Origin of the sequence: Miniimonas arenae (genome assembly GCF_006351005.1) — a bacterium.
GTDB lineage: Bacteria > Actinomycetota > Actinomycetes > Actinomycetales > Beutenbergiaceae > Miniimonas > Miniimonas arenae.
In genome coordinates, this window is record NZ_VENP01000057.1 from 1 (window position 1) to 18,691 (window position 18,691).

The 18,691-nt window shown below is 74.4% G+C and carries 18 protein-coding genes; 4 read left to right on the plus strand and 14 right to left on the minus strand.

The features are described 5' to 3' along the window. Positions 1–195 precede the first annotated feature (195 nt). The 5 genes from FH969_RS12495 to FH969_RS12515 are packed head-to-tail and all read right to left on the minus strand — an operon-like array spanning position 196 to position 5,565. Positions 196–1,467 (minus strand): alpha-hydroxy-acid oxidizing protein, encoded by a 1,272-nt coding sequence (locus FH969_RS12495; protein WP_139987446.1) that lies wholly within the window; start codon positions 1,465–1,467, stop codon positions 196–198. Continuing rightward, positions 1,464–2,522 (minus strand): phosphomevalonate kinase, encoded by a 1,059-nt coding sequence (locus FH969_RS12500; protein ID WP_139987447.1) that lies wholly within the window; start codon positions 2,520–2,522, stop codon positions 1,464–1,466. The genes FH969_RS12495 and FH969_RS12500 overlap by 4 nt, the downstream gene beginning before the upstream one ends. Continuing rightward, positions 2,519–3,601: a diphosphomevalonate decarboxylase gene (gene mvaD, locus FH969_RS12505; protein ID WP_139987448.1), complete on the minus strand. Its 1,083-nt coding sequence runs from the start codon at positions 3,599–3,601 to the stop codon at positions 2,519–2,521. The genes FH969_RS12500 and mvaD overlap by 4 nt, the downstream gene beginning before the upstream one ends. Then, a complete protein-coding gene (gene mvk / locus FH969_RS12510) occupies positions 3,598–4,539 on the minus strand; it encodes a mevalonate kinase (protein WP_139987449.1) in 942 nt (313 codons plus the stop codon). Before mvk ends, mvaD begins: the two co-directional genes overlap by 4 nt. Before the next feature lie 9 nt (positions 4,540–4,548). Then, the gene (locus tag FH969_RS12515; protein ID WP_108718317.1) at positions 4,549–5,565 is read right to left on the minus strand and encodes a 5'-3' exonuclease; all 1,017 of its coding nucleotides are present in this window, start codon (positions 5,563–5,565) and stop codon (positions 4,549–4,551) included. Between the two features lie 85 nt (positions 5,566–5,650). Here FH969_RS12515 and FH969_RS12520 point away from each other — a divergent pair, with 85 nt between their 5' ends. The 3 genes from FH969_RS12520 to FH969_RS12530 all read left to right on the plus strand — a co-directional run bounded on the left by FH969_RS12520 (position 5,651) and on the right by FH969_RS12530 (position 6,897). Further along, positions 5,651–6,058 carry a phage holin family protein gene (locus FH969_RS12520; RefSeq protein WP_108718318.1) on the plus strand — a complete coding sequence of 136 codons (408 nt, stop codon included), beginning with the start codon at positions 5,651–5,653 and terminating at the stop codon, positions 6,056–6,058. Beyond that, positions 6,055–6,405, plus strand: a complete 351-nt coding sequence (locus FH969_RS12525) for a DUF3618 domain-containing protein (RefSeq protein ID WP_139987450.1) — start codon at positions 6,055–6,057, stop codon at positions 6,403–6,405. The genes FH969_RS12520 and FH969_RS12525 overlap by 4 nt, the downstream gene beginning before the upstream one ends. A 297-nt stretch (positions 6,406–6,702) precedes the next feature. Next, entirely contained in the window at positions 6,703–6,897 is a 195-nt protein-coding gene (locus FH969_RS12530; protein ID WP_108718320.1) for a DUF3073 domain-containing protein, read from the plus strand. 179 nt (positions 6,898–7,076) lie between these two features. On the opposite strand, the gene purM is transcribed toward FH969_RS12530, so the two are convergent. Continuing rightward, entirely contained in the window at positions 7,077–8,177 is a 1,101-nt protein-coding gene (gene purM / locus FH969_RS12535; RefSeq protein ID WP_281285381.1) for a phosphoribosylformylglycinamidine cyclo-ligase, read from the minus strand. 136 nt (positions 8,178–8,313) lie between these two features. Between purM and purF the strand changes: the two genes are divergently transcribed. Beyond that, a complete protein-coding gene (purF, locus tag FH969_RS12540; protein ID WP_108718322.1) occupies positions 8,314–9,774 on the plus strand; it encodes an amidophosphoribosyltransferase in 1,461 nt (486 codons plus the stop codon). Positions 9,775–9,895: 121 nt separating this feature from the next. Here purF and FH969_RS12545 read toward each other — a convergent pair whose 3' ends face one another. The 8 genes from FH969_RS12545 to rsgA all read right to left on the minus strand — a co-directional run. Then, a complete protein-coding gene (locus FH969_RS12545; protein WP_139987451.1) occupies positions 9,896–11,470 on the minus strand; it encodes a phenylacetate--CoA ligase family protein in 1,575 nt (524 codons plus the stop codon). Further along, positions 11,467–12,492 (minus strand): nitroreductase family protein, encoded by a 1,026-nt coding sequence (locus tag FH969_RS12550; RefSeq protein WP_139987452.1) that lies wholly within the window; start codon positions 12,490–12,492, stop codon positions 11,467–11,469. The genes FH969_RS12545 and FH969_RS12550 overlap by 4 nt, the downstream gene beginning before the upstream one ends. Before the next feature lie 151 nt (positions 12,493–12,643). Continuing rightward, positions 12,644–13,891 (minus strand): GNAT family N-acetyltransferase, encoded by a 1,248-nt coding sequence (locus tag FH969_RS12555; protein ID WP_139987453.1) that lies wholly within the window; start codon positions 13,889–13,891, stop codon positions 12,644–12,646. Between the two features lie 338 nt (positions 13,892–14,229). Beyond that, on the minus strand, positions 14,230–15,705 hold the full coding sequence (locus FH969_RS12560) for an RNB domain-containing ribonuclease (protein ID WP_139987454.1): 1,476 nt from the start codon (positions 15,703–15,705) through the stop codon (positions 14,230–14,232). Continuing rightward, complete coding sequence (locus FH969_RS12565; RefSeq protein ID WP_139987455.1) at positions 15,702–16,178, minus strand: hypothetical protein; 477 nt, start codon at positions 16,176–16,178, stop codon at positions 15,702–15,704. The genes FH969_RS12560 and FH969_RS12565 overlap by 4 nt, the downstream gene beginning before the upstream one ends. A gap of 128 nt (positions 16,179–16,306) precedes the next feature. Continuing rightward, positions 16,307–16,732, minus strand: a complete 426-nt coding sequence (locus FH969_RS12570; RefSeq protein ID WP_108718328.1) for a sterol carrier family protein — start codon at positions 16,730–16,732, stop codon at positions 16,307–16,309. 32 nt (positions 16,733–16,764) lie between these two features. Next, positions 16,765–17,526, minus strand: a complete 762-nt coding sequence (locus FH969_RS12575) for a DeoR/GlpR family DNA-binding transcription regulator (RefSeq protein ID WP_139987456.1) — start codon at positions 17,524–17,526, stop codon at positions 16,765–16,767. A 106-nt stretch (positions 17,527–17,632) separates the two neighbouring features. Next, positions 17,633–18,691 (minus strand): ribosome small subunit-dependent GTPase A (rsgA, locus tag FH969_RS12580; RefSeq protein WP_139987457.1); only part of this gene is annotated, 1,059 nt, incomplete at its 5' end.

Here is an 18,691-nt window from a genome sequence, read left to right on the forward strand (position 1 = left end):
GACGGCGGGGCACTGTCGCGACGACGACGACCGGCCGTCCACCACCGTCACGACGACAACCGGCCGACCACCACCGCGACGGCTCACTGCACGAACACGCGCCAGCGGGCACGGAAGGCGCCAGCGGCCAAGGGCGCTGAGAGGCGCGAGCCGCCGGTCAGCCGAACCGACCCCGGCGGCGTGACCCAGCCGCCCCTAGACCTGCGACCAGTCGCTGCGCCGCGCGTAGGCCGTCACGTCGAGACCGCGCAGCTCGGCATACTCGCGCACCGGGCCGGACAGCAGCACGTCCGTGCGCCGCAGCGCGGGGACGTCGTCGGCGCCGAGCAGCGCCATGAGGTCACGGATCTCCGACAGCCAGCGCTGCACGAGCGCGACGAGCGCGTCGGGCCCGTCCTCGAGCAGCGTGTGCAGGAATGTCCCGGCCACCCCCACGGCGTCGGCGCCGAGCGCGAGCGCCCGCACGACGTCGAGCGCGTGCCGCACCCCGCCCGAGGCGAGCAGAGCGACCGCCGCCGACCCAGCCGACCCAGCCGAACCAGCCACCCCAGCCGACCCAGCCGACCCAGCCGACCCAGCCACCCCCGCGACCCCGGCCACCCCCGAGGCGAGGCCGCTCGAGGCACGACCCACGCCGTCGAGCCCGGCAGCCTCGAGCAGCGACGTGACCGCCGACTGGCCCCACCCCGCGAGGTAGGCACGCTCGCCCTCGGGTCGGCGCGCCGACTCGATCGCGCCGAAGTCGGTGCCCCCGCGCCCGGCGACGTCGACCGCCGCGACCCCGAGGTCGCGCAGCACGGCGATCGTCCCGCGCGACAGCCCGGCGCCGACCTCCTTCACGACGACGGGCACGCCGGCCGCGGCCACGATCTCCGCGACGGCGTCCGCCCACCGAGAGAAGTCGCGGTCGCCCTCGGGCATCGCGATCTCCTGCGGGGCGTTGAGGTGCACCTGCAGCGCGTCGGCGCCCAGCACGTCCACGAGGTGCGCCGCCTGCGCACCGGTCACGTTCGCGTTCGTGTTCGCGAGCACGAACCCGTCCGGGTTCTCCTCGCGCACCACGGTGAAGCTCGCGGCCGTCTCCGGCTCGCGCAGCACGATCCCCATCGAGCCGACGGCGACCGGCAGCCCGGTCTCCCGGCCCAGCACGCCGAGGCCTCGATTGACGCGCGTCGCCTGCTCGGTGCCGCCGGTCATGCCGCTCACGTAGAGCGGCACGGGCCAGCCGAACGCCGGCGACGCCAGGCTCACGGCGTCCGACGCGCCGCCCGCGAGCGCGTGGTGCACGAAGGTGACATGGTCGTAGTCGCGCGGCCGGTCGGGGGTGTGCTGCGCCATCGCGAGGCGCAGGTGGTCGTCCTTGCGGCGCGCCGTCTCGCTGAGGGCGCCGCTCGGCGCGCCCAGGCCCGACGCCGTCCCGGCATCACCCGAAGCTCCCGACCCGCCCGGACCGTGCGGCTGCGTCATGCGTCCCCCTCGGCGTCCGACTCGCTGTCCTCGACCCACGCACCCGCGTCCACCGCGAGGTGCAGCGGCACGATCCCCGCCTCCGCCCACGCGGCCTCGAGCCCCGCGACGGCGTGCTCGTCGCCCGCGGCGCCCACCGCGATCCCGCAGTCGCCACCGCCCGCGCCGGAGGACTTGCCCGCGAAGCCGTGCGCCTCCGCGGCGTCGGCGAGCGCCGTCAGCAGCGGCGTCTCGATCCCGACCCCGACGGCGGAGCCCAGGTCTCGTAGCGCCGCGCGGATCGTGCGCACGGCGTCCCGCGCGGCGTCGGGGTCGTCCGCCTGGACCGCCGCGACCAGCGCGTCCACTCCCGCGCGAGAGGCGGCGAGGAACTGCGGCGTCAGCCCGACGGCGCGCACCGCCGACACGATCGAGACCGTGGAGGCGGGCGAGCCCGTCCAGCCGACCCGCAGCGCGAGCGAGGTCGGCGTGGGCAGCGACGCGCTCGCAAGCCCCGGCCACTCCGCCCGGACGAGCCGCGCCGTCGCCGCCGGGTCGTCGGCGTCGTCGTGGGCGTGCACCCACGCGCGGTCCGGCGAGCAGTAGGACACCCACCCGCCGCGCAGGCTCGTCGCGACGTCGGCGCCCGACGCGCGCGGGTTCACCCGCAGCGTCGCGAGCAGCGCGACCTTGAACTGCTCCTGCGGCGTCAGGCCCAGGCCGTGCCACACGTCGAGGCCGCGCACGGCCGCGACCGTCACCGCCGCGGACGAGCCCAGCCCGTACTTGCGCGCCGGCGCGTCGCCCACCGCGGGGTCCACGAGCGTGCTGCGGGTCGAGACGGCGTACGGGCCGCCGTCGCGCCCGCGCTCGGCCGCGACGTGCGCGATCACCGCGGCTACCGCGCGCACGTACCGGCCCTCCTGGTCCAGGCCGCGCGTGCGGTCGGAGGATGCGAGCGTGAGCTCGAGGCGACGGTCGACGGCGACCAGCACCGCGGGCTGACCGGCGTCGGTCACGGCGTGCTCGCCACCGACGAACAGCTTCCCGGGCGCGGACGCCACGACCCGCCTCATGCGGGCTCCTCCGCGGCACCGGAGGCGAGCACGCCCGCCGGCAACGCCGCCGAGGCCTCGATCCGCAGTCCCGGCCCCGGTCGGGCGAGCAGCACGTGCGGCGCACCGCCGCCCGGCAGCACGATCCCGCGCAGGCCCGCGGCGACGACGTCGAGGTCCGCCCCCTCACACAGCACCTTCACGTTGGGTCCGGCGTCCATCGTCGCCCAGGCTCCGACGCCGGCCGCGCGCAGGTCCGCCACGGCGTCGAGCACCGCGAGCGAGGAGGCCGCGAGATACCGCACGGCCGGCCGCGCAGCGAGCATCGTCGCGTGCATCCGCATGGCGCTGGCCTCGGCGATCTCGCCGAGGCGTGGCAGGTCGCCGGCCGCGATCGCATCCGCCGCCTCGGCGGCGTCCGCCTCGGTGTGCTCGGTCCACGCCGGGAAGTAGGGCGAGGTGGCCACCGTGGCAGCCATCGCCTCGCGGCTGCCGATCTTCTTGGGCCCGGCGTCCAGCACCGCGACGGCCATCGCGACGTCGAGCTCCGGCGCCGTAGGCAGCGGCTCCGCGTAGGACGTGAGGTCGCCGGCCGCGGGGTCCGCGAGGTCGCCCGCGTGCCAGACCACGAACCCGCCGTACACCGAGCGCGACGCCGAGCCCGAGCCCCGCCGCGCGAGCCGGGACAGGTCGCGCCGGCCCAGCTCGAGCCCGTACGCCGTGGCCGCCGCGCCCGCGAGCGCCGCGAACGCCGACGCCGAGCTCGCCAGTCCCGCGCCCGTGGGCACCTCGTTGGTCGAGGTCACGCGGGCCGCCTGTGCCGTCGCCGTGCGCGACGCCTGACTCCGGACCAGGTGGAGGAACGCGAGGACCTTGGTGAGGGCCGCACCCGCGAGGGGCTCGCCGTCGAGCACCACCTCGTCGCGGCCGGCAGGCGCGTCGAGGAGCTCCACGTGCGTGGTGGTGCGGAACGCGTCGAGCGTGAGCGAGACGGACGACGTCGCGGGAAGTATGAGGGTGGAGTCGCGCTTGCCCCAGTACTTCACGAGCGCGATGTTCGCGTGCGCGACGGCGGTCACTCCGCCCGGCTCGGCGCTCATCGGTCCTCCTCCGGCCCGATCCGGTGCCGCCACGTGCCGATCGCGCCGGCCTCGCGCAGCGCGAGGTCGATCCGGTCCGCCGCGGCGTCGTCAGCGGCGAGCGCGATGATGCAGCCGCCCTGCCCGCCACCGGTGAGCTTCGCGCCGAGCGCGCCGGCGGCGAGCGCCGCATCGACGAGGCGGTCCAGCTCCGGGCTGGAGACGCCGAGCTCGCGCAGCATGCCCTGCGCCTGCGTCATCTTCTCCCCGAGCGCCTCGGGGCGGTCACCCGTGAGGTCGAGCGCGCCGCCCTGGGCGAGGGCACCGAGCCCGGTCATGAGCGCGGCGCCGCGCATGGGGCGGCGCTCGAGGAACGTGCGCACCGACGCGACGGCGTGCCGCGTGCGGCCTTTGACCCCCGAGTCCGCGACGACGAGCACGCCGCTCATCCGCGTCGCCAGCCGGCGCGCGACGCCCGCCTCGAACCACACCGGCTCGGCGGCCGCGGTCGCCGCGGCGTCCAGGCCCGACGGCGAGCCGTGCGCCACGCGCTCGCCCACCGCCACCAGGTCGAGGTACTCCGCCTCGGTGAGGTCACGCCCGGCGAGGTCTGCGAGCGCCCGGACGAGCGCGCCCGCGACGGCGGCGGACGAGCCGAGGCCGCGCGCGGGCGGCACGTCGCCCTCGACCATGATCCGGATCCCCTCGTGCGGCAGGCCCACGTGGTCGAGCGTCGCGAGCACGACGGCGCGGGGCGCGTCGAGCAGCTCCGGCACCTCGTGCAGGACACCGGTGTAGGGGGTGGACGCGATCGTCAACGGACCCGGAACGGCCTCGGCCGTCACCCGGACGGGCAGCTCGGCCAGCGGCAGCGCGACGGCGGGCTCCCCGTGGACCACGGCGTGCTCACCGAACAGGATCACCTTCGCGTGCGCCTTACCGCGTCCCGTCCTGAGCACGCGGCAACGCTACCCCGCCACCGGCCCCTGGCCCGCGGCCGCCGTCGCCAGCGCCGCGACGAGCCGCTCGACGCTCGATGTGAGCCCCCACCGTTCGGCGAGGGCGTCGAGCGTCTCGGGGTCACGCGGCTCGCGCGGGAGCGCGTCGCGGTGCTCGGGCAGCTCGGCGTCGCGCAGCACGCGCACGACGGCGGGCGCCACCGCCAGATAGTCCAGCGACGCGAGCAGCTTGCTGCGCACGCCGGGCGAGAGCCGACGCTCGCCGGGATCCTGCGCGGCGGCGATCACGCCGTCGAGCGTCCCGTAGGTCGCGAGCAGTCCGGCCGCGGTCTTCTCCCCCACGCCCGGAACACCAGGCAGGCCGTCGGAGGCGTCCCCGCGCAGCGTCGCGAGCGCGGCGTACGCCTCACCCGAGGCGACGCCGTACTTCTCGGCCAGGCGCGCGACGTCGACCGTCTCGAGGTTGCGCACCCCACGCCCCGTGTAGAGGACGCGAACGGCGGGCGTGCGTTCGCCGTCGGACCCCTCGCCCCCGTCACGCCCGTCGTCGATGAGCTGGAAGAGGTCGCGATCGCCGGTGACGATCTCGACCGCGCTCACCTCGCCCGCGGCGACCGCGCGCGTGGTGAGCGTGCCGATGACGTCGTCCGCCTCGCACCCCGGGGCGCCCACCCGCGCGATCCCGACGGCGGCCAGCACCTCCGCGATGACCGGCACCTGCGGTGCGAGCGCGTCCGGCACCTCCTCCTCCCCGCGCACACCCGCCGCACCCGAGGCGACGCGGTGCGCCTTGTAGGAGGGGATGGCCGCGACGCGGAAGGCCGGGCGCCAGTCGTCGTCCCAGCAGGCGACGACGCGACTCGGGCGACGGGAGACGAGGAGCGAGGCGAGCGCGTCCGTGAACCCGCGGATCGCGCCGACGGGGGATCCGTCCGGCGCGGAGACGTCGCCCTTGACCCCGTAGAACGCGCGGAAGTACAACGAGGCGGCGTCCAGCAGCATGAGCGTCCCGTGTCGAGCCGGCATGCGGCGAGTGTGCCACCCCTGTGGGCGACGACATCGGGTGGCAGGACGTGCCAGGCTACGGGTAGCACCACGAGGAGGAGGCCCCATGACCCAGAGCCCGTTGCAGCCCACCCTGGGCGAGCTGGTGGCGACGATCACCACGCAGCTGTCCAACCTCGTGAAGGGTGAGGTCGACCTGCTCAAGGCGCAGGTCGCCGAGAAGGGCCAGAAGTTCGGCATCGGTGCCGGCCTGTTCGCGGGAGCCGCGTTCTTCGGGTTCTTCGCGTTCGCCACGCTCGTGGCGACGGCGGTGCTGGCGCTCGCGCTCGTGCTGCCCGCCTGGGCGGCCGCCCTCATCGTGGCCGTGGTCCTCCTGCTCATCGCCGGCCTGCTCGCCCTCATCGGCAAGAAGTCGATCGACGCGGGCAACGAGGTCAAGCCGGAGATCAAGGACAACCTCAAGACCGACGTCGACGTCATCAAGGACGGCATCAAGGAAGGGCTGGGCAAGTGAGCACCCCCACGGACGACGAGAAGCCGCGCAAGCGTTCCGCCGCGGAGATCCAGGCGGAGCTCGAGGCGACCCGCGCCGACCTCGGTCGCACCGTCGACCAGCTGGCCGACCGCGTCGACCCGCGCGCCCACGCCCAGGCGGCCAAGGAGAAGGTCGTCACGACCGTCTCCGAGCAGGCCGAGCAGGCCAAGGAGAAGGCGAACGCGCTCGTCGAGGACGTCAAGGGTCGCTCGACTGCCGTCGTCGACGACGTCAAGGCCGGCAACCCCCGCACGATCGCGATCGTCGGGGGCGCCGTCGCCGCGGTCGTCGCCGCCATCGTGCTCAGCGCCCGCAGGGGTCGCTGACTCCTCTCACGACCCGGGACACCGGGTCTCACGATGAGATCCGGCGCTCCTCGGCCGTCGACTCGGCCGTCGACTCGGCGGTGGCCCTCCGGCGGATGTCCGTCGGGTGAGCATCCGTCGGTCGGGGCGCGTCCGGCAGCGGTCCGGAAGCCGTCGGCCACCCGCACGCGGTGCGGGCGCGGTCCTTTGGTGAGCGTCCTCCTCGCCATGTAACCTTGTCCACGGCACACAAACAGTCCCCGGTGCGACTACGTTCGCGATGTTGCTCCGGCACCCGAGGTGGAGGGGGTCGAGTCCATGGGACGCGGCCGTCAGAAGGCAAAGCAGACCAAGGTCGCCCGGCAGCTGAAGTACTACAGCCCGGAGACCGACTATCGCGCGCTTGAGCGCGAGCTCGGCCACGCGCCGACGGGTACCGGTCTCGTCGACCCGTACGCGGACGACGACGACGAGGACGACACGGACGACTGGGCCTCCGCCGGCAGTCGCTGAGCGAGGCGCCCGATCGGGGCGCCACAGCACGCCTCACCTCACGTGGTGCGGCACCTCGCACGCCTCGGGGCGGCGGTTTGTTCGCGCCCCGAGACGGCGGTGCTTCCGCGCCCGCACGACGGGGCGCGCCGCCTGCACCTCGTGCGGGACATCCGCACCTCGTGCGGGACATCCGCACCTCACGCGGTGCGGTACTCCCGGTGCATCACGACGGCGCCTCCGTGCACGCCCTTGGTGCCGGACACCATCGGGTGGTGGGTGACGTCGTCGGGCGTCTCGACGCGGACGCGACCCAGCTCCCAGCTCTCGATCCCCGCGGCGGCGAGCGACGCCGTCGCGCGCTCGAACGAGGCCGCTGGGAGGATCGCCACCATGCCGACACCGAGGTTGAGGGTGCCCTCGAGCTCGTGCGGCGCGGCCTGCGCGCCGCGGGCGAGCAGCGTGAAGACGGGCGGAAGCACCCAGGAGGCGCGGTCGACGTCGGCCACGAGCCCCGGCGGCAGCACGCGTGCGAGGTTGGAGGCCAGCCCGCCGCCCGTGACGTGCGTGAACGCGTGCACCGTCGCGGCCTCGACGAGGTCGAGGCAGGGCCGGGTGTAGAGCCGGGTCGGCTCGAGCAGCTCCTCGCCGAGCGTGCGGCCGAGGTCGTCGTCGTGGGCGTAGAGGTCCCAGCCGGTGCTCGCGAGCACGTGCCGCACGAGCGAGTAGCCGTTGGCGTGGACGCCGGAGGCCGCCATCGCGAGCAGGACGTCGCCGTCGCGCACCCGCTCCGGGCCGAGCACCTTGCCGGCCTCGACGACGCCGGTCGCGGCCCCCGCGACGTCGTACTCCTCGGGCTCGAGAAGACCTGGGTGCTCGGCGGTCTCCCCGCCCACGAGCGCCGTGCCGGTCTCCTCGCATCCACGCGCGATGCCCGAGACGATCGCCGCGATGCGCTCGGGCACCACCTTGCCGCACGCGATGTAGTCGGTCATGAACAGCGGGCGGGCGCCGGTGACGACGATGTCGTCGACGACCATGCCGACGAGGTCGACGCCGATGGTGTCGTGCTTGTCCAGGCGCTGCGCGAGGGCGACCTTGGTGCCCACGCCGTCGGTCGACGTCGCGAGCAGCGGACGGGTGTAGGTGAGCAGGTCCGAGGCGTCCCAGAGCCCGGCGAAACCGCCGACCCCGCCGAGCACCCGCGCGGAGTGCGTCCGGGCCACGGCCGCCTTCATCAGCTCGACGGCCTTGTCGCCCGCCTCGACGTCGACCCCGGCCGCGCTGTACAGAGAGCTCACGCCCGCCAACCTACCGTGGCGGCCGCCGCCGGCGGGCGGGGACGCCGGGCACACGCATCGGGCGCGAAGCAGCGCCGCGTCGTGGGAGGATCGACTCCGGCACACGTCCCCCCAACGCCCTGGAGCACCCCCACCCATGTGCGGCATCGTGGGAACCGTCTCGGCCGAGCCGGTCGCCCAGCTCATCTACGACAGCCTCGGACTCCTGCAGCACCGCGGCCAGGACTCCACCGGGATCGCGACCGCCGAGGGCAGCGTCTTCCACCAGGTGAAGTCCAAGGGCCAGGTCCGCGAGGCCTACCGCACCCGAGACATGCGTCGCCTGCTGGGCACCATGGGCCTCGGGCACGTGCGGTACGCGACGCAGGGCAAGGCCTCCGCCGAGGAGGAGTCCCAGCCGTTCTACGTGAACGCGCCCTACGGGATCATGCTCGTGCACAACGGGAACCTCACGAACGTGCGCGAGCTGCGCGAGGACCTGTTCGGCGTCGACCGCCGGCACATGAACACGCACTCGGACACCGAGCTGCTGCTCAATGTGCTCGCCACCGAGCTGCAGCAGGTGATCCGGGGCAACCAGCTCGACCCGGACCAGGTGTTCGACGCCGTCGAGCGCGTGCACGAGCGCATCGAGGGCTCCTACGCGGTGATCGCGATGATCGCGGGCTACGGGCTGCTCGCGTTCCGCGACCCGAACGGCATCCGGCCGCTCGTGCTCGCCAGCCGCGAGTCCACGCTCACCGGCGAGGACTGGATCGTCGCCTCGGAGTCGCTCGTGCCGGAGGCGTCGGGCTACCGCAAGGTGCGCGACGTCGCGCCCGGCGAGGCCGTCTTCATCACGATGGGCGGGGAGATGACGACCCGGCAGTGCCACCCGGCACCGCGCCTCATCCCCTGCTCCTTCGAGTACGTGTACCTCGCGCGTCCCGACTCCACGATGAACGGCATCTCGGTGTACGAGGCACGACTGCGCCTGGGCGACGCCCTCGCCAAGACCGTCGCGCAGTACACCCCGAGCGGCGCGATCGACGTCGTGATGCCGATCCCCGACTCGGCTCGCCCCGCCGCGATGCAGGTCGCCCAGCGGCTCGGCCTGGAGTACCGCGAGGGGTTCTACAAGAACCGCTACGTGGGCCGGACGTTCATCATGCCGGGCCAGAAGGAGCGCACGAAGTCGGTGCGGCAGAAGCTCAACGCGATGCCCTCGGAGTTCGCCGGCAAGTCGATCCTCATCGTCGACGACTCCATCGTGCGGGGCACCACCTCGCGCGAGATCGTCGAGATGGCCCGGCAGACCGGTGCGGCGCGGGTGACGTTCGCGTCGGCCGCTCCCCCGGTGCGCTACCCGCACGTGTACGGGATCAACATGCCCACGCGCTCGGAGCTCATCGCGCACGGCCGCACGATCCCCGAGGCCAACGAGGCGCTCGGCGCCGACTACCTCGTCTACCAGGAGGTCGAGGACATGAAGTCCGCGATCCTCGCCGGGCAGAGCACCGTCACGGACCTGGACATGAGCTGCTTCGACGGCCGCTACGTCTCGGGCCGCGTCGACGAGGAGTACCTGCGCTGGGTCGAGGAGACCATGAGCTCCTGAGCTCGCCCTGCCTGAGGCGCGTCGCCCGGCGAACGCACGGTGCGCCCGGTGACGCCCGACGGCGCACCCACGCCTCGCCGTCGGGCTCGCCTCTCGCGAGGCTTCCGCGGGCCACGGCCGGCTACGGCCGGACGACGTGCCCCAGGTTCAGCTCGATCGCGGCCCGCTCGCCCGAGGTGAGCTGCCAGACGTACTCGTTCTTGAGCTTCGCGCCGTCGGACGTGAACGGCCCGGTGCGGTAGGGGTAGAACGCGATCGTCGGCCACGTGTGCGGCGGCGCGGTGCACACCGCGTTGCGGAAGTCGCCGTTGAGGCGGCGCAGCTCGTCCGGCACCCACGCGAGCCACGCGTCGCGCTGCGCCGGCATGACCTCGGCGTCCGGCACGAGCTGCAGGGCCAGGTGGAGCTGGCGGTCGCCGTCGGAGTCCTCGAACGTGATGAGCCGGTGCGACTCGACGAGGCGCGCGAGCTCGGGGTCGGTGTTCACGACGTCGCGCACGGTGTCGGGCGCGAGGACCGCGCCGTTGTAGTCGATAGACATGTCCGACCGGCCGTAGAGGAACAGCAGCGGCAGGTCGAGGAACCTCTCGCGCTCGACGTCGGTGTGCCCCGTGCGCCGCAGCACCGGGCGCAGGTCGCGCAGCCGCATCACGTGGCCGCGGTCGTGGATGTTGTAGCGGATCCGCGGGTTGATGTTCTGCTTGCGGGTGATCGTGACGAGGAGCTCGCCGTCGGGCGTGGACTCGATGAGGTAGTCGTACGGGTTGAACTGGAAGATCATCGGCAGCGTGCCGTACTCCTCGCGCTTGGTGAGCTCGCGCGCGAGCGCCGGGTCGGCGTCGATCGCCTGACGCAGCGCGATCGTGAAGTCGGTCTCGAGGGCGATGTTGATCTCGAGGTCGGACGCGCCGTAGGACCCGAACACCCGGTGGGTGTGCGCGAGGATCCGTCGTCGCATCCCCTCGCTGATGCCCTCGCCACCGAAGGCCGCCACGACGTCGTACCGCCCCCACTCCAGCCGCGGGTCGTCGAACAGCGCCTTGAGGAAGGGCGGATACCCCATGACGATGTAGGTGTAGTCGGGGCCGAACTCCCGCATCGTGGCGATGATCTTCTCGCGGTCGGGACCCACCGACTTGATCATCGTGATCTCGGTGAGGGACGACGTGACGTTCATCCCCGTGGCCCACGCTCCGAGCGAGAACGCGTTGAGCACGAACGGCTGGCGACGCAGATCCTTCGCGGTGCGCGAGAACCCGACCTGCAGAAGCATACGCGTCGCGAGGCGCTCGTCCGGGCCGCGCACCCAGCTCGTCGGCGTGCCCGAGCTACCCGAGGACTCGTCGACCACCACGCCGCGCCGCGGCAGGCGCCCGCCGAGCGAGCGCTCCGCGACGGACCAGCGCTTGATGTAGCTCGCCTTGTCCATCGGCGGCACCTGCTCGAGCGCGTGGGCGACGCCGTCGCTCAGGTCGAGGCGGTCGCTCGCCCCCTGCTCGGCGAGGAACGCGCGGTACGCGGGCACCCTGCGCACCGCGAGCTCGAACGTCCGCGCGGCGCGCCACCGCCCGAGCCGCCAGCGCAGCGGCTCGATTCCCGGCGCGAGGAGGATCTTATGCGTGCTCACGCGGCGCGCGAGCGCCCAGACCACGGCGTCCTGCACGGCGATGAACGCGAAGAGCAGCAGGCGCTTCACGGCGTCTCCCCCGGGAGCAGCATCTCCGCGACGTCGCGCCGGTGTGCCAGCGGCGGCCGCGGTGAGTACCCGATCCGCACGAGCATCCAGGCCATCTCGCCGTTCTCCTCCCTGATTCCCAGCCGCTGCACGAGCGCCGCGTGCGACGTCGGGTTCGTGATGACGGTGCCCAGCGGGTGCAGCACCACGCCGTTGCGCTCGAGGTGGAGCCAGATCCGCAGGAACGTCCGACCGGCCTCGAGGTAGTCGCGCTCGTCGGCGAACGGTCCGGTGAGCCACGCGAGCTGCGGCACGCCGCGCATCGTGCGCAGGTACACGGCCTTGATGAACGACCCGATCACCGGGGCCTCCCACAGCCCGCGGTGGCGCATCGCGAACCGGAGCACGCCACCCGGCATCAGCATCGTGGCCGCGGACAGGCCGTCGCCGGTCGCCGCCGCCTCGCGCTCGGAGTAGCGCAGCCACTGCAGGATCTCGGCGTGCACCGCGTCGTTGCGCAGGTCGTCGAAGAGCGTCCGCTGGTTGATGCGCACGAGCGCGCGCACGTCGTCGGGGTCGGCGCTCACGCCCAGCGTGTGCCCCGCCTCCGCCGCGATCGCGGCGGCCCCCGCGAGGACGTCGTCGTCCACGAGCCGGCCGTCGTAGGGCCGACGGGACGTCCGACGGCGAACGAACGCCTCGCCGTCGGCCGCCGCCTCGGCGTCGATCGCCCGGGCGACGAGGCGGACCGTCCCGATCCGGTGCGCGCGGTCGGCGGCGTCGAAGTCCATCGGGGTGAGGTCGAGGTCCTCCTCGACCCGCCAGCCGTGGGCGCCCGCGACGACGCCGAGGGCGTGCAGGAACACCCCGGCGCACACGTGCGCGAACGGGATGCCGAAGGACTCGGCGGGCAGACCGCGGTCGAGGTCGTAGAACACGTCCGCCGTGTGCGGGCTCGTCACGCGGACCTTCATCGGCTGGGAGTTGTGCGGCGACGGGTAGCGCCGCACCTGTGCGAGGACGTCGTCCCAGGGTGCCTGCATCGTGGCACCCTACCCAGGCCGGCGCCGGGTGCCCGGTCGGCTCCACGGTCGGCGCGCCTTCGGGCCCGCCGACCGGCACGCACTCGGCTTGGCAGCCCGGGCAGCCCGGGCAGCCGACCTCAACCAGGTGTCAGCCGGTGTCAGCCAGGACTCACGCCGTCTGCGGCTCCAGCACCTTCTTCCAGGCGCCCTCGTACGAGCGCGGGACGAAGCCGATCGCCTCGTTGATGTCGAGCATCGGGCGGTTCTCCTCGGCGTTGTACGTCGTCACGCGGCGCGACCACGGTGCGATCTCCCGCCACTGCCGCAGGTTCTCGCACTTCACGAGCGTCCCGAGCCGATGTCCGCGGTGCTCGCGCAGCACCAGGGTGTCCTCCTGGTGGGTCACCTCGTCCGGCTCGGGACCGGTCACGAGCTCGTTGAACGCGCACAGCTCGCCGGTCTCGACGTGCTGGGCCGCGACCACGTGGAGCGTGCGGCCACCCTCGGTGTTGCGGGCGTCGTGCCGCGCGACCCGGTCGGCGTCCCACACCTCCTCGACCACCTCGAGGTCGGCGTTCGGGGTGTCGGTCGCCATCCGCGACTTCAGCCACGCATACCCGGCGACGTGCTCGGGCGGCGTCGGGGCGGTCCAGCTCACGAGCCGGTAGTCGCTCGCATGGGTCGCGGCCTCGGCGAGCAGGGCGTCGACGGTGTCGGTGCAGGTCGCGAGGTCGAGCGCGCTGTACCGCTCGATCTGCGAGAGCGTGAAGCCGTGGGCGAGGAGGAACCGGGCGCCGCGGTCCTCGGCGGGGATCGAGCCGAAGCCGGTCGGGGAAGCGAGCCGGGGACCGCCGGTCTCGGGGTGCTGCACCCAGGTCTCGAGCACGGTGCGCCCGTGCTCCCGTGCAGCGTCCTCGACGAGGCGCATCGCCCGGCGGCCGATGCCTTGCCCCCAGACGTCCGGGTGCAGCTCGATGAGGAAGTACCCGCCGCGGGCCTCGCCCTCGTGCGGCAGGTCCAGGCCGACGCGGCCGACGACGACGCCGTCGAGCAGCACGACCCACACCAGGCGCGTCTCGAGCGGATCGGGACGGTAGTGCGGCAGGAGCACAGCGGGCGTGGTGGCGAGGTCGTCGTGCCCCGCGATGAGGCGGTAGGTCTCGTTGCGGACCTCGACCATGGCCAGGAAGTCGGCCGCGTCCTCGCCGTCGAGCGTGTCCGGGACGTGCAGCGGGCGCAGCTCGAGGCGCGCGTCGAGGTCGGTCGCGTCGGAGGCGGACCCCTTCGAGGCGGTCGCGACGACGGCGAGCGCGGCCTCGGAGGCGGGCTCGCCGTGGGGCGCGGGCTCGCCGTCGAGCGCAGGCTCGCCGTGGGGCGCGGCGAGCGGCGTCGCGGGGGTGGACAGGTCGCTGGACATGTCGGCGAGGCTAGGCGCGGCGACGGCGAGCGGGACAACGATTTTCGCGTTCCGACCGGGTGACGCCGCAGCGACTCTGCCTGATGCCACAGCGACCGAACGCCCCGATCCGGTCACGGCGAGCGGCGTCTGCGCAGGTCACGGGCGTGCGGCCGGCAGGGTGGAGGCGGCGAGTCGCTCTCCCGTCAGGGCGAGTCGCTCTCCCGTTACGACCGTGACGCCACAGCGACCCGGCAACCCGGCGACGCGGCAACCCAGCGACCCGCCGCATGCTGCCAGTGGGACGGGCCGGTCGGCCGGCGTCGGCCAGCGCGAGCCGTGCCGCTCGCGTGGAACGGTCAGCCGGCGTCGGCCAGCTCGAGCGTCACGCTGCGCCGCTCGACGTCGGTCGCGGTCACCGTCACGCGCACGCGGCTCCCGGCCCGCAGGCGATCGCGCGGGCCCACCACGCGGGCCCGCACCGCGGGCGAGGTGAGCAGCACGGTGGCGCGTGCCTCGCCGTCGTCCTCCTTGGACCGCGTCGACTCGACCACGACCGCGTCGTAGGTGCGGCCGACGCGCGGCGCCATGATGAGCGCCTCGAGCAGGTCGAGGCCGCCGCGCTCGTACGCGCCGGCGCGCTGCGTGGCCGAGGCCATCTCGACCGGCAGCGCCTCGAGCGCGGCCACCACCCACTCGGGCACGGGACGGCCCGCCACCTGCGCGAGCGCGACCTCGGTGCCGTACCTGTCGACGAGGCGGCGCAGCGGCGCCGTGACGTGCGCGTACTCCGCCGCGATCGCCGAGTGCGCCGCGCCGACGGGCACGTCGGGGTGCTCGGGCGTGCCGAACGCGACGTAACCGGCGCCGCGGAAGAGCGTCGTGGCCTCGGTCGCGAACGCGGCGTGCTCGGGGATGCGCGAGTCGATCGTGCGCGCGAACGCCCCGTAGGAGGTGCCGGCCGGCCAGTCGAGGCCGAGCCCGAGAGCGACCCGACGCAGGCGCGCGACGTCCTCCTCGCGCGCCGCCTGCAGCGTGCGCCACAGGCCGATGCCTGCCTCGCGCTGCAGCCGCGCCGCCACGATGCCGGTGAGCAGCGACAGCTGCGCGTTGTCCTCCTCGACCGGGAGCGCCGCGCGGTACACGAGCCGGTAGCGCTCGTCGTGCGTCTCGACCTCCTGGTCCGGCACGTCGAGGCTCGCGCCGCCGCGCTGGACCTGCAGCTCGGCGCGCAGCGCACCCACCCGAGGCAGCAGCGTGAGCATCTCGTCCGCGGTGCCCGCGTCGAGGGCCGCCTGCACGCCGACGTAGTCCAGCTGCGCGCGCGAGCGCACGATCGCGCGCTCGACGTCGACGTCGCGGATCACGCCGTCGCCGTCGAGCCGGATCCGCCAGAGGACGGCCCGACGGTCCACCTCGGGCAGCAGGCTCGCGGCGCCCTCGGACAGCACGGGCGGGTGCAGCCCGAACCGGCCGTCCGGGCCGTAGTAGGTAACGCCGCGGCGGTGCGTCTCGGCGTCGAGCGCACCGCCCGGGGTGACGAACGAGGCGACGTCGGCGATTGCGTAGTGGACCACGAAGCCGGAGCCGTCGACGGCGAGGTGGAACGCCTGGTCGAGGTCCTTCGAGCCCGCGGGGTCGAGCGTGACGAGCGGGAGGTCCCGGCGGTCCGCGCGCTCGAGGCCGTCCTCGATCGGGCGCGACGCCGCCTCCTCCGCCTCGGCGAGCACGGCGGGGTCGTGGCCCTCGGGGACGCCGACCTCGGCGCGCAGCGCGGCGAGTCCGGACGCGGCTGCGGCCGCGGCGGCGCCGGCCCGCGGGGAGCGGCGGGTCATGCCTCTGACTCGCGCGTCGATGCGCGCGGAGCTGTCGGCGGAGCGAGCGGCGCGGCGGGCGTCGGGTCAGGCGTCGCAGCGGACGACGGCGCAGCCGCACGCACGCGTTCGGCTCGCCGCACGCTGCGGTGATCGATCCAGACGGCGACGGCGAAGCTCGCCAGCGCGAAGAACGCGCCCAGACCGAGCAGCAGGAGCCAGAAGATGCCCCACGAGTCCAGCGCGCGGGCGGCGACCTCCTCGGGCGGCAGGAACGAGTCGCGCACGAACGACAGGAGGCCGGCGAGCAGGAACGCGAGCGCGATCCCGACGAAGACGAACGCCCCGAACCGCGGCGCCCGGCGCACGCGCGTGGGGTCGGCGACCTGCGCGACGACCTCGATCGGGCCGTCCTCGTGCGCCACGCCCGCGAGCTCGTCCTTCTCGCCCGCGTCGTCGCCGGGTCCTGGGGGGCGCGCCTGCTGCTCACTCACCCGGTCAGCCTAAGCCGCACCCGACCGCGCCCTGGCGTCGTCGCCGTACTCACGCCCCGCGCGAGGCGCGCTCAGGCCGGGGGGTGCGCGCCGCCGTCGTCGGTGGGCGTGCCCGCGCAAGGCGCGCCTCACGCCGGGCGGTGCGCGCCGCCGTCGTCGCCGTGCGTGCCGCGAGCGCGCGGCCGGAGGAACGGCAGCGCCTCGGTGAGGTCCGCGCGGGTGCCCGAGGCCTGGACGCCACCGTCGTCGATCGCGCGGTGCACGACGTCGGCCCACGCGATCCGTCCCGTGGCGAGGCCGAGGAACGTGTGCGGCCGGCACTCCACCACGTTCGGCGGGGTGCCACGGGTGTGCCGCGGGCCGCCGAAGGCCTGCACCGCGCCCGCCGGCGGGACGCGAACCTCCACGCTGTGGCCGGGGTGCAGGGCCTCGAGCTCCTCCAGCGCGTAACGGACAGCCGTGAGCAGGACGGTGCGCGGCGTGTCCTCGCCCTGGGCGGCCCACTGCGCGAGGGCGACCTCGCCCGCCTGTGGATCGATCCGCCGTCGTGCCATCGTCTCTCGCCGTCCCGTCCGGTGCCGGGCGCTCAGGCGCGCACGACGCGGCAGCCGGTCGCCTCGATCTCGGCGGCCGCCTCGGCGTCGAGGCCCGTGTCGGTGATGAGGGTGTCGACGTCGGCGAGCGGGGTGACGCGCGCGAAGTCGACGAGGCCGAACTTGGTGTGGTCGGCGAGGATCACGGTGCGGCTCGCGGCGCGGACGAGCGCGCGCTTGATGCGGGCCTCGGCGAGGTCGGGGGTCGTGATGCCCTCCTCGACCGTGACGCCGTTCGCGCCGACGAACGCGACGTCCACGTGCACGTCGGCGAGCTGCTGCTCGGCCCAGGCGCCGACCGCGGCGAGGGTTCGCCCGCGCAGCTGGCCGCCGAGGAGGTGGAGCGTGATGCCGGGCAGCGCGGCGAGCGCGATCGCGAGGTGGACGCCGTGCGTGACGACGGTGAGCTCACGGTCGGCCGGCATGAGCGCGACGAGCTGCGCGGTGGTGGTGCCGGCGTCGACGGCGATCGCTCCGCCGTCGGGCAGCTCGTCCAGGGCCGCGCGCGCGATGCGCTGCTTGGCCTCGGACATCCGGGTCTCGCGATCAGCGACGGCGGGCTCGATCGCGAGGCGCTCGACGGCGATCGCTCCCCCGTGCACGCGGCGCAGCACGCCGCGGCGCTCGAGCAGGGTGAGGTCGCGGCGGACGGTCTCGGGGGTGACGCCCAGGCGGTCGGCGAGCTCCTTGACCTCGACTCGGCCGTGCTCGCGCGCGATGGCGCGGATCTCCAGCTGCCGCTCCGTCGCGTACATGGTGCACTCCCGGGGTCCTGTGGTCGCTTCTGTTTACCTCCGTTTGTGTGGGAGTGTCAAACGGGCGTCGGGGCGGTAGGAGGGTTCGGCTCAGGACCTGGTGGCGTCAGTGGCGGCCCTTGCCGGAGACCTTGAGGTACTCGCGCATCTGCATGGTCCGGCGCCGCCACTGCGCGCTCTCCTGCGCCGCGAGGCGCGCGTCGTTGCGGCGTGCGGCGTACCGCGCCTCGCGGAGCTGGGTCTGCCAGGAGTCGTAGCGGCGCTGCGGCAGGGAGCCGTCCGCGAGTGCCGCCTGCACGGCACAGCCGGGTTCGCCGTCGTGCGCGCAGTCGCCGAAGCGGCAACGCTCGGCGATCGCTGCCACGTCGGAGAACGTGCTGGCCACGGAGTCCTCGGACGCGACGAGCCCGATGGTGCGCAGCCCGGGGGTGTCGACGAGCCACGCCGCGCCGCGGGGCAGGGGCAGGGGGACGAGCTCGCGATGAGTGGTGGTGTGCCGGCCCTTGCCGTCCCCGCGCCGCTCTCCCGTCGCCATGACCTCGGCGCCGGCGAGCGCGTTCACCAGCGTCGACTTGCCCGCGCCCGACGGGCCGACGACCACCACCGTCGTGCCCGGCTCGAGCAGGTCGCGCAGCGCGTCGACGCCCTCGCCCGTCGTGGCCGACACGGGGAGGACCGTCACGCCCGGGAGAGCGGCCTCGACGTCGGCGACCCAGTCGGTGGCGTCGGTCACGAGGTCGGCCTTGGTCAGCACGGCGAGCGGCGTCGCTCCCGCGTTCCACGCGAGCGTGCCGAGCCGCTCGAGGCGGCCGATCTTCGGCTCGGGGTCGAGGTGCTCGACGACGAGCACGACGTCCACGTTCGCGGCCAGCACCTGAAAGCTCGCGGAGCGGTCGGCGGAGTCGCGCACGAGCTCGGAGGTTCTCGGGGCGAGGAGGACACGCTCGGCGTCGGTGGCGGTGGGCGCCTCGACGACGCGGTCGCCGACGGCGGGCGCCTGCGGCTCGCCGACCACGGCGCCGAGGACGCCGCCGGGGCGCAGCGCGACGGTGCGGCGCGCGGGCGCGGCGGGGCCGGACGCGGGTGAGGCGGCGCGCTCGGCGGGGTCGACGCCGTCGGGCAGGTCGGGGCCGGGCTCGGGTGAGGCGGCGCGCTCGGCGGGGTC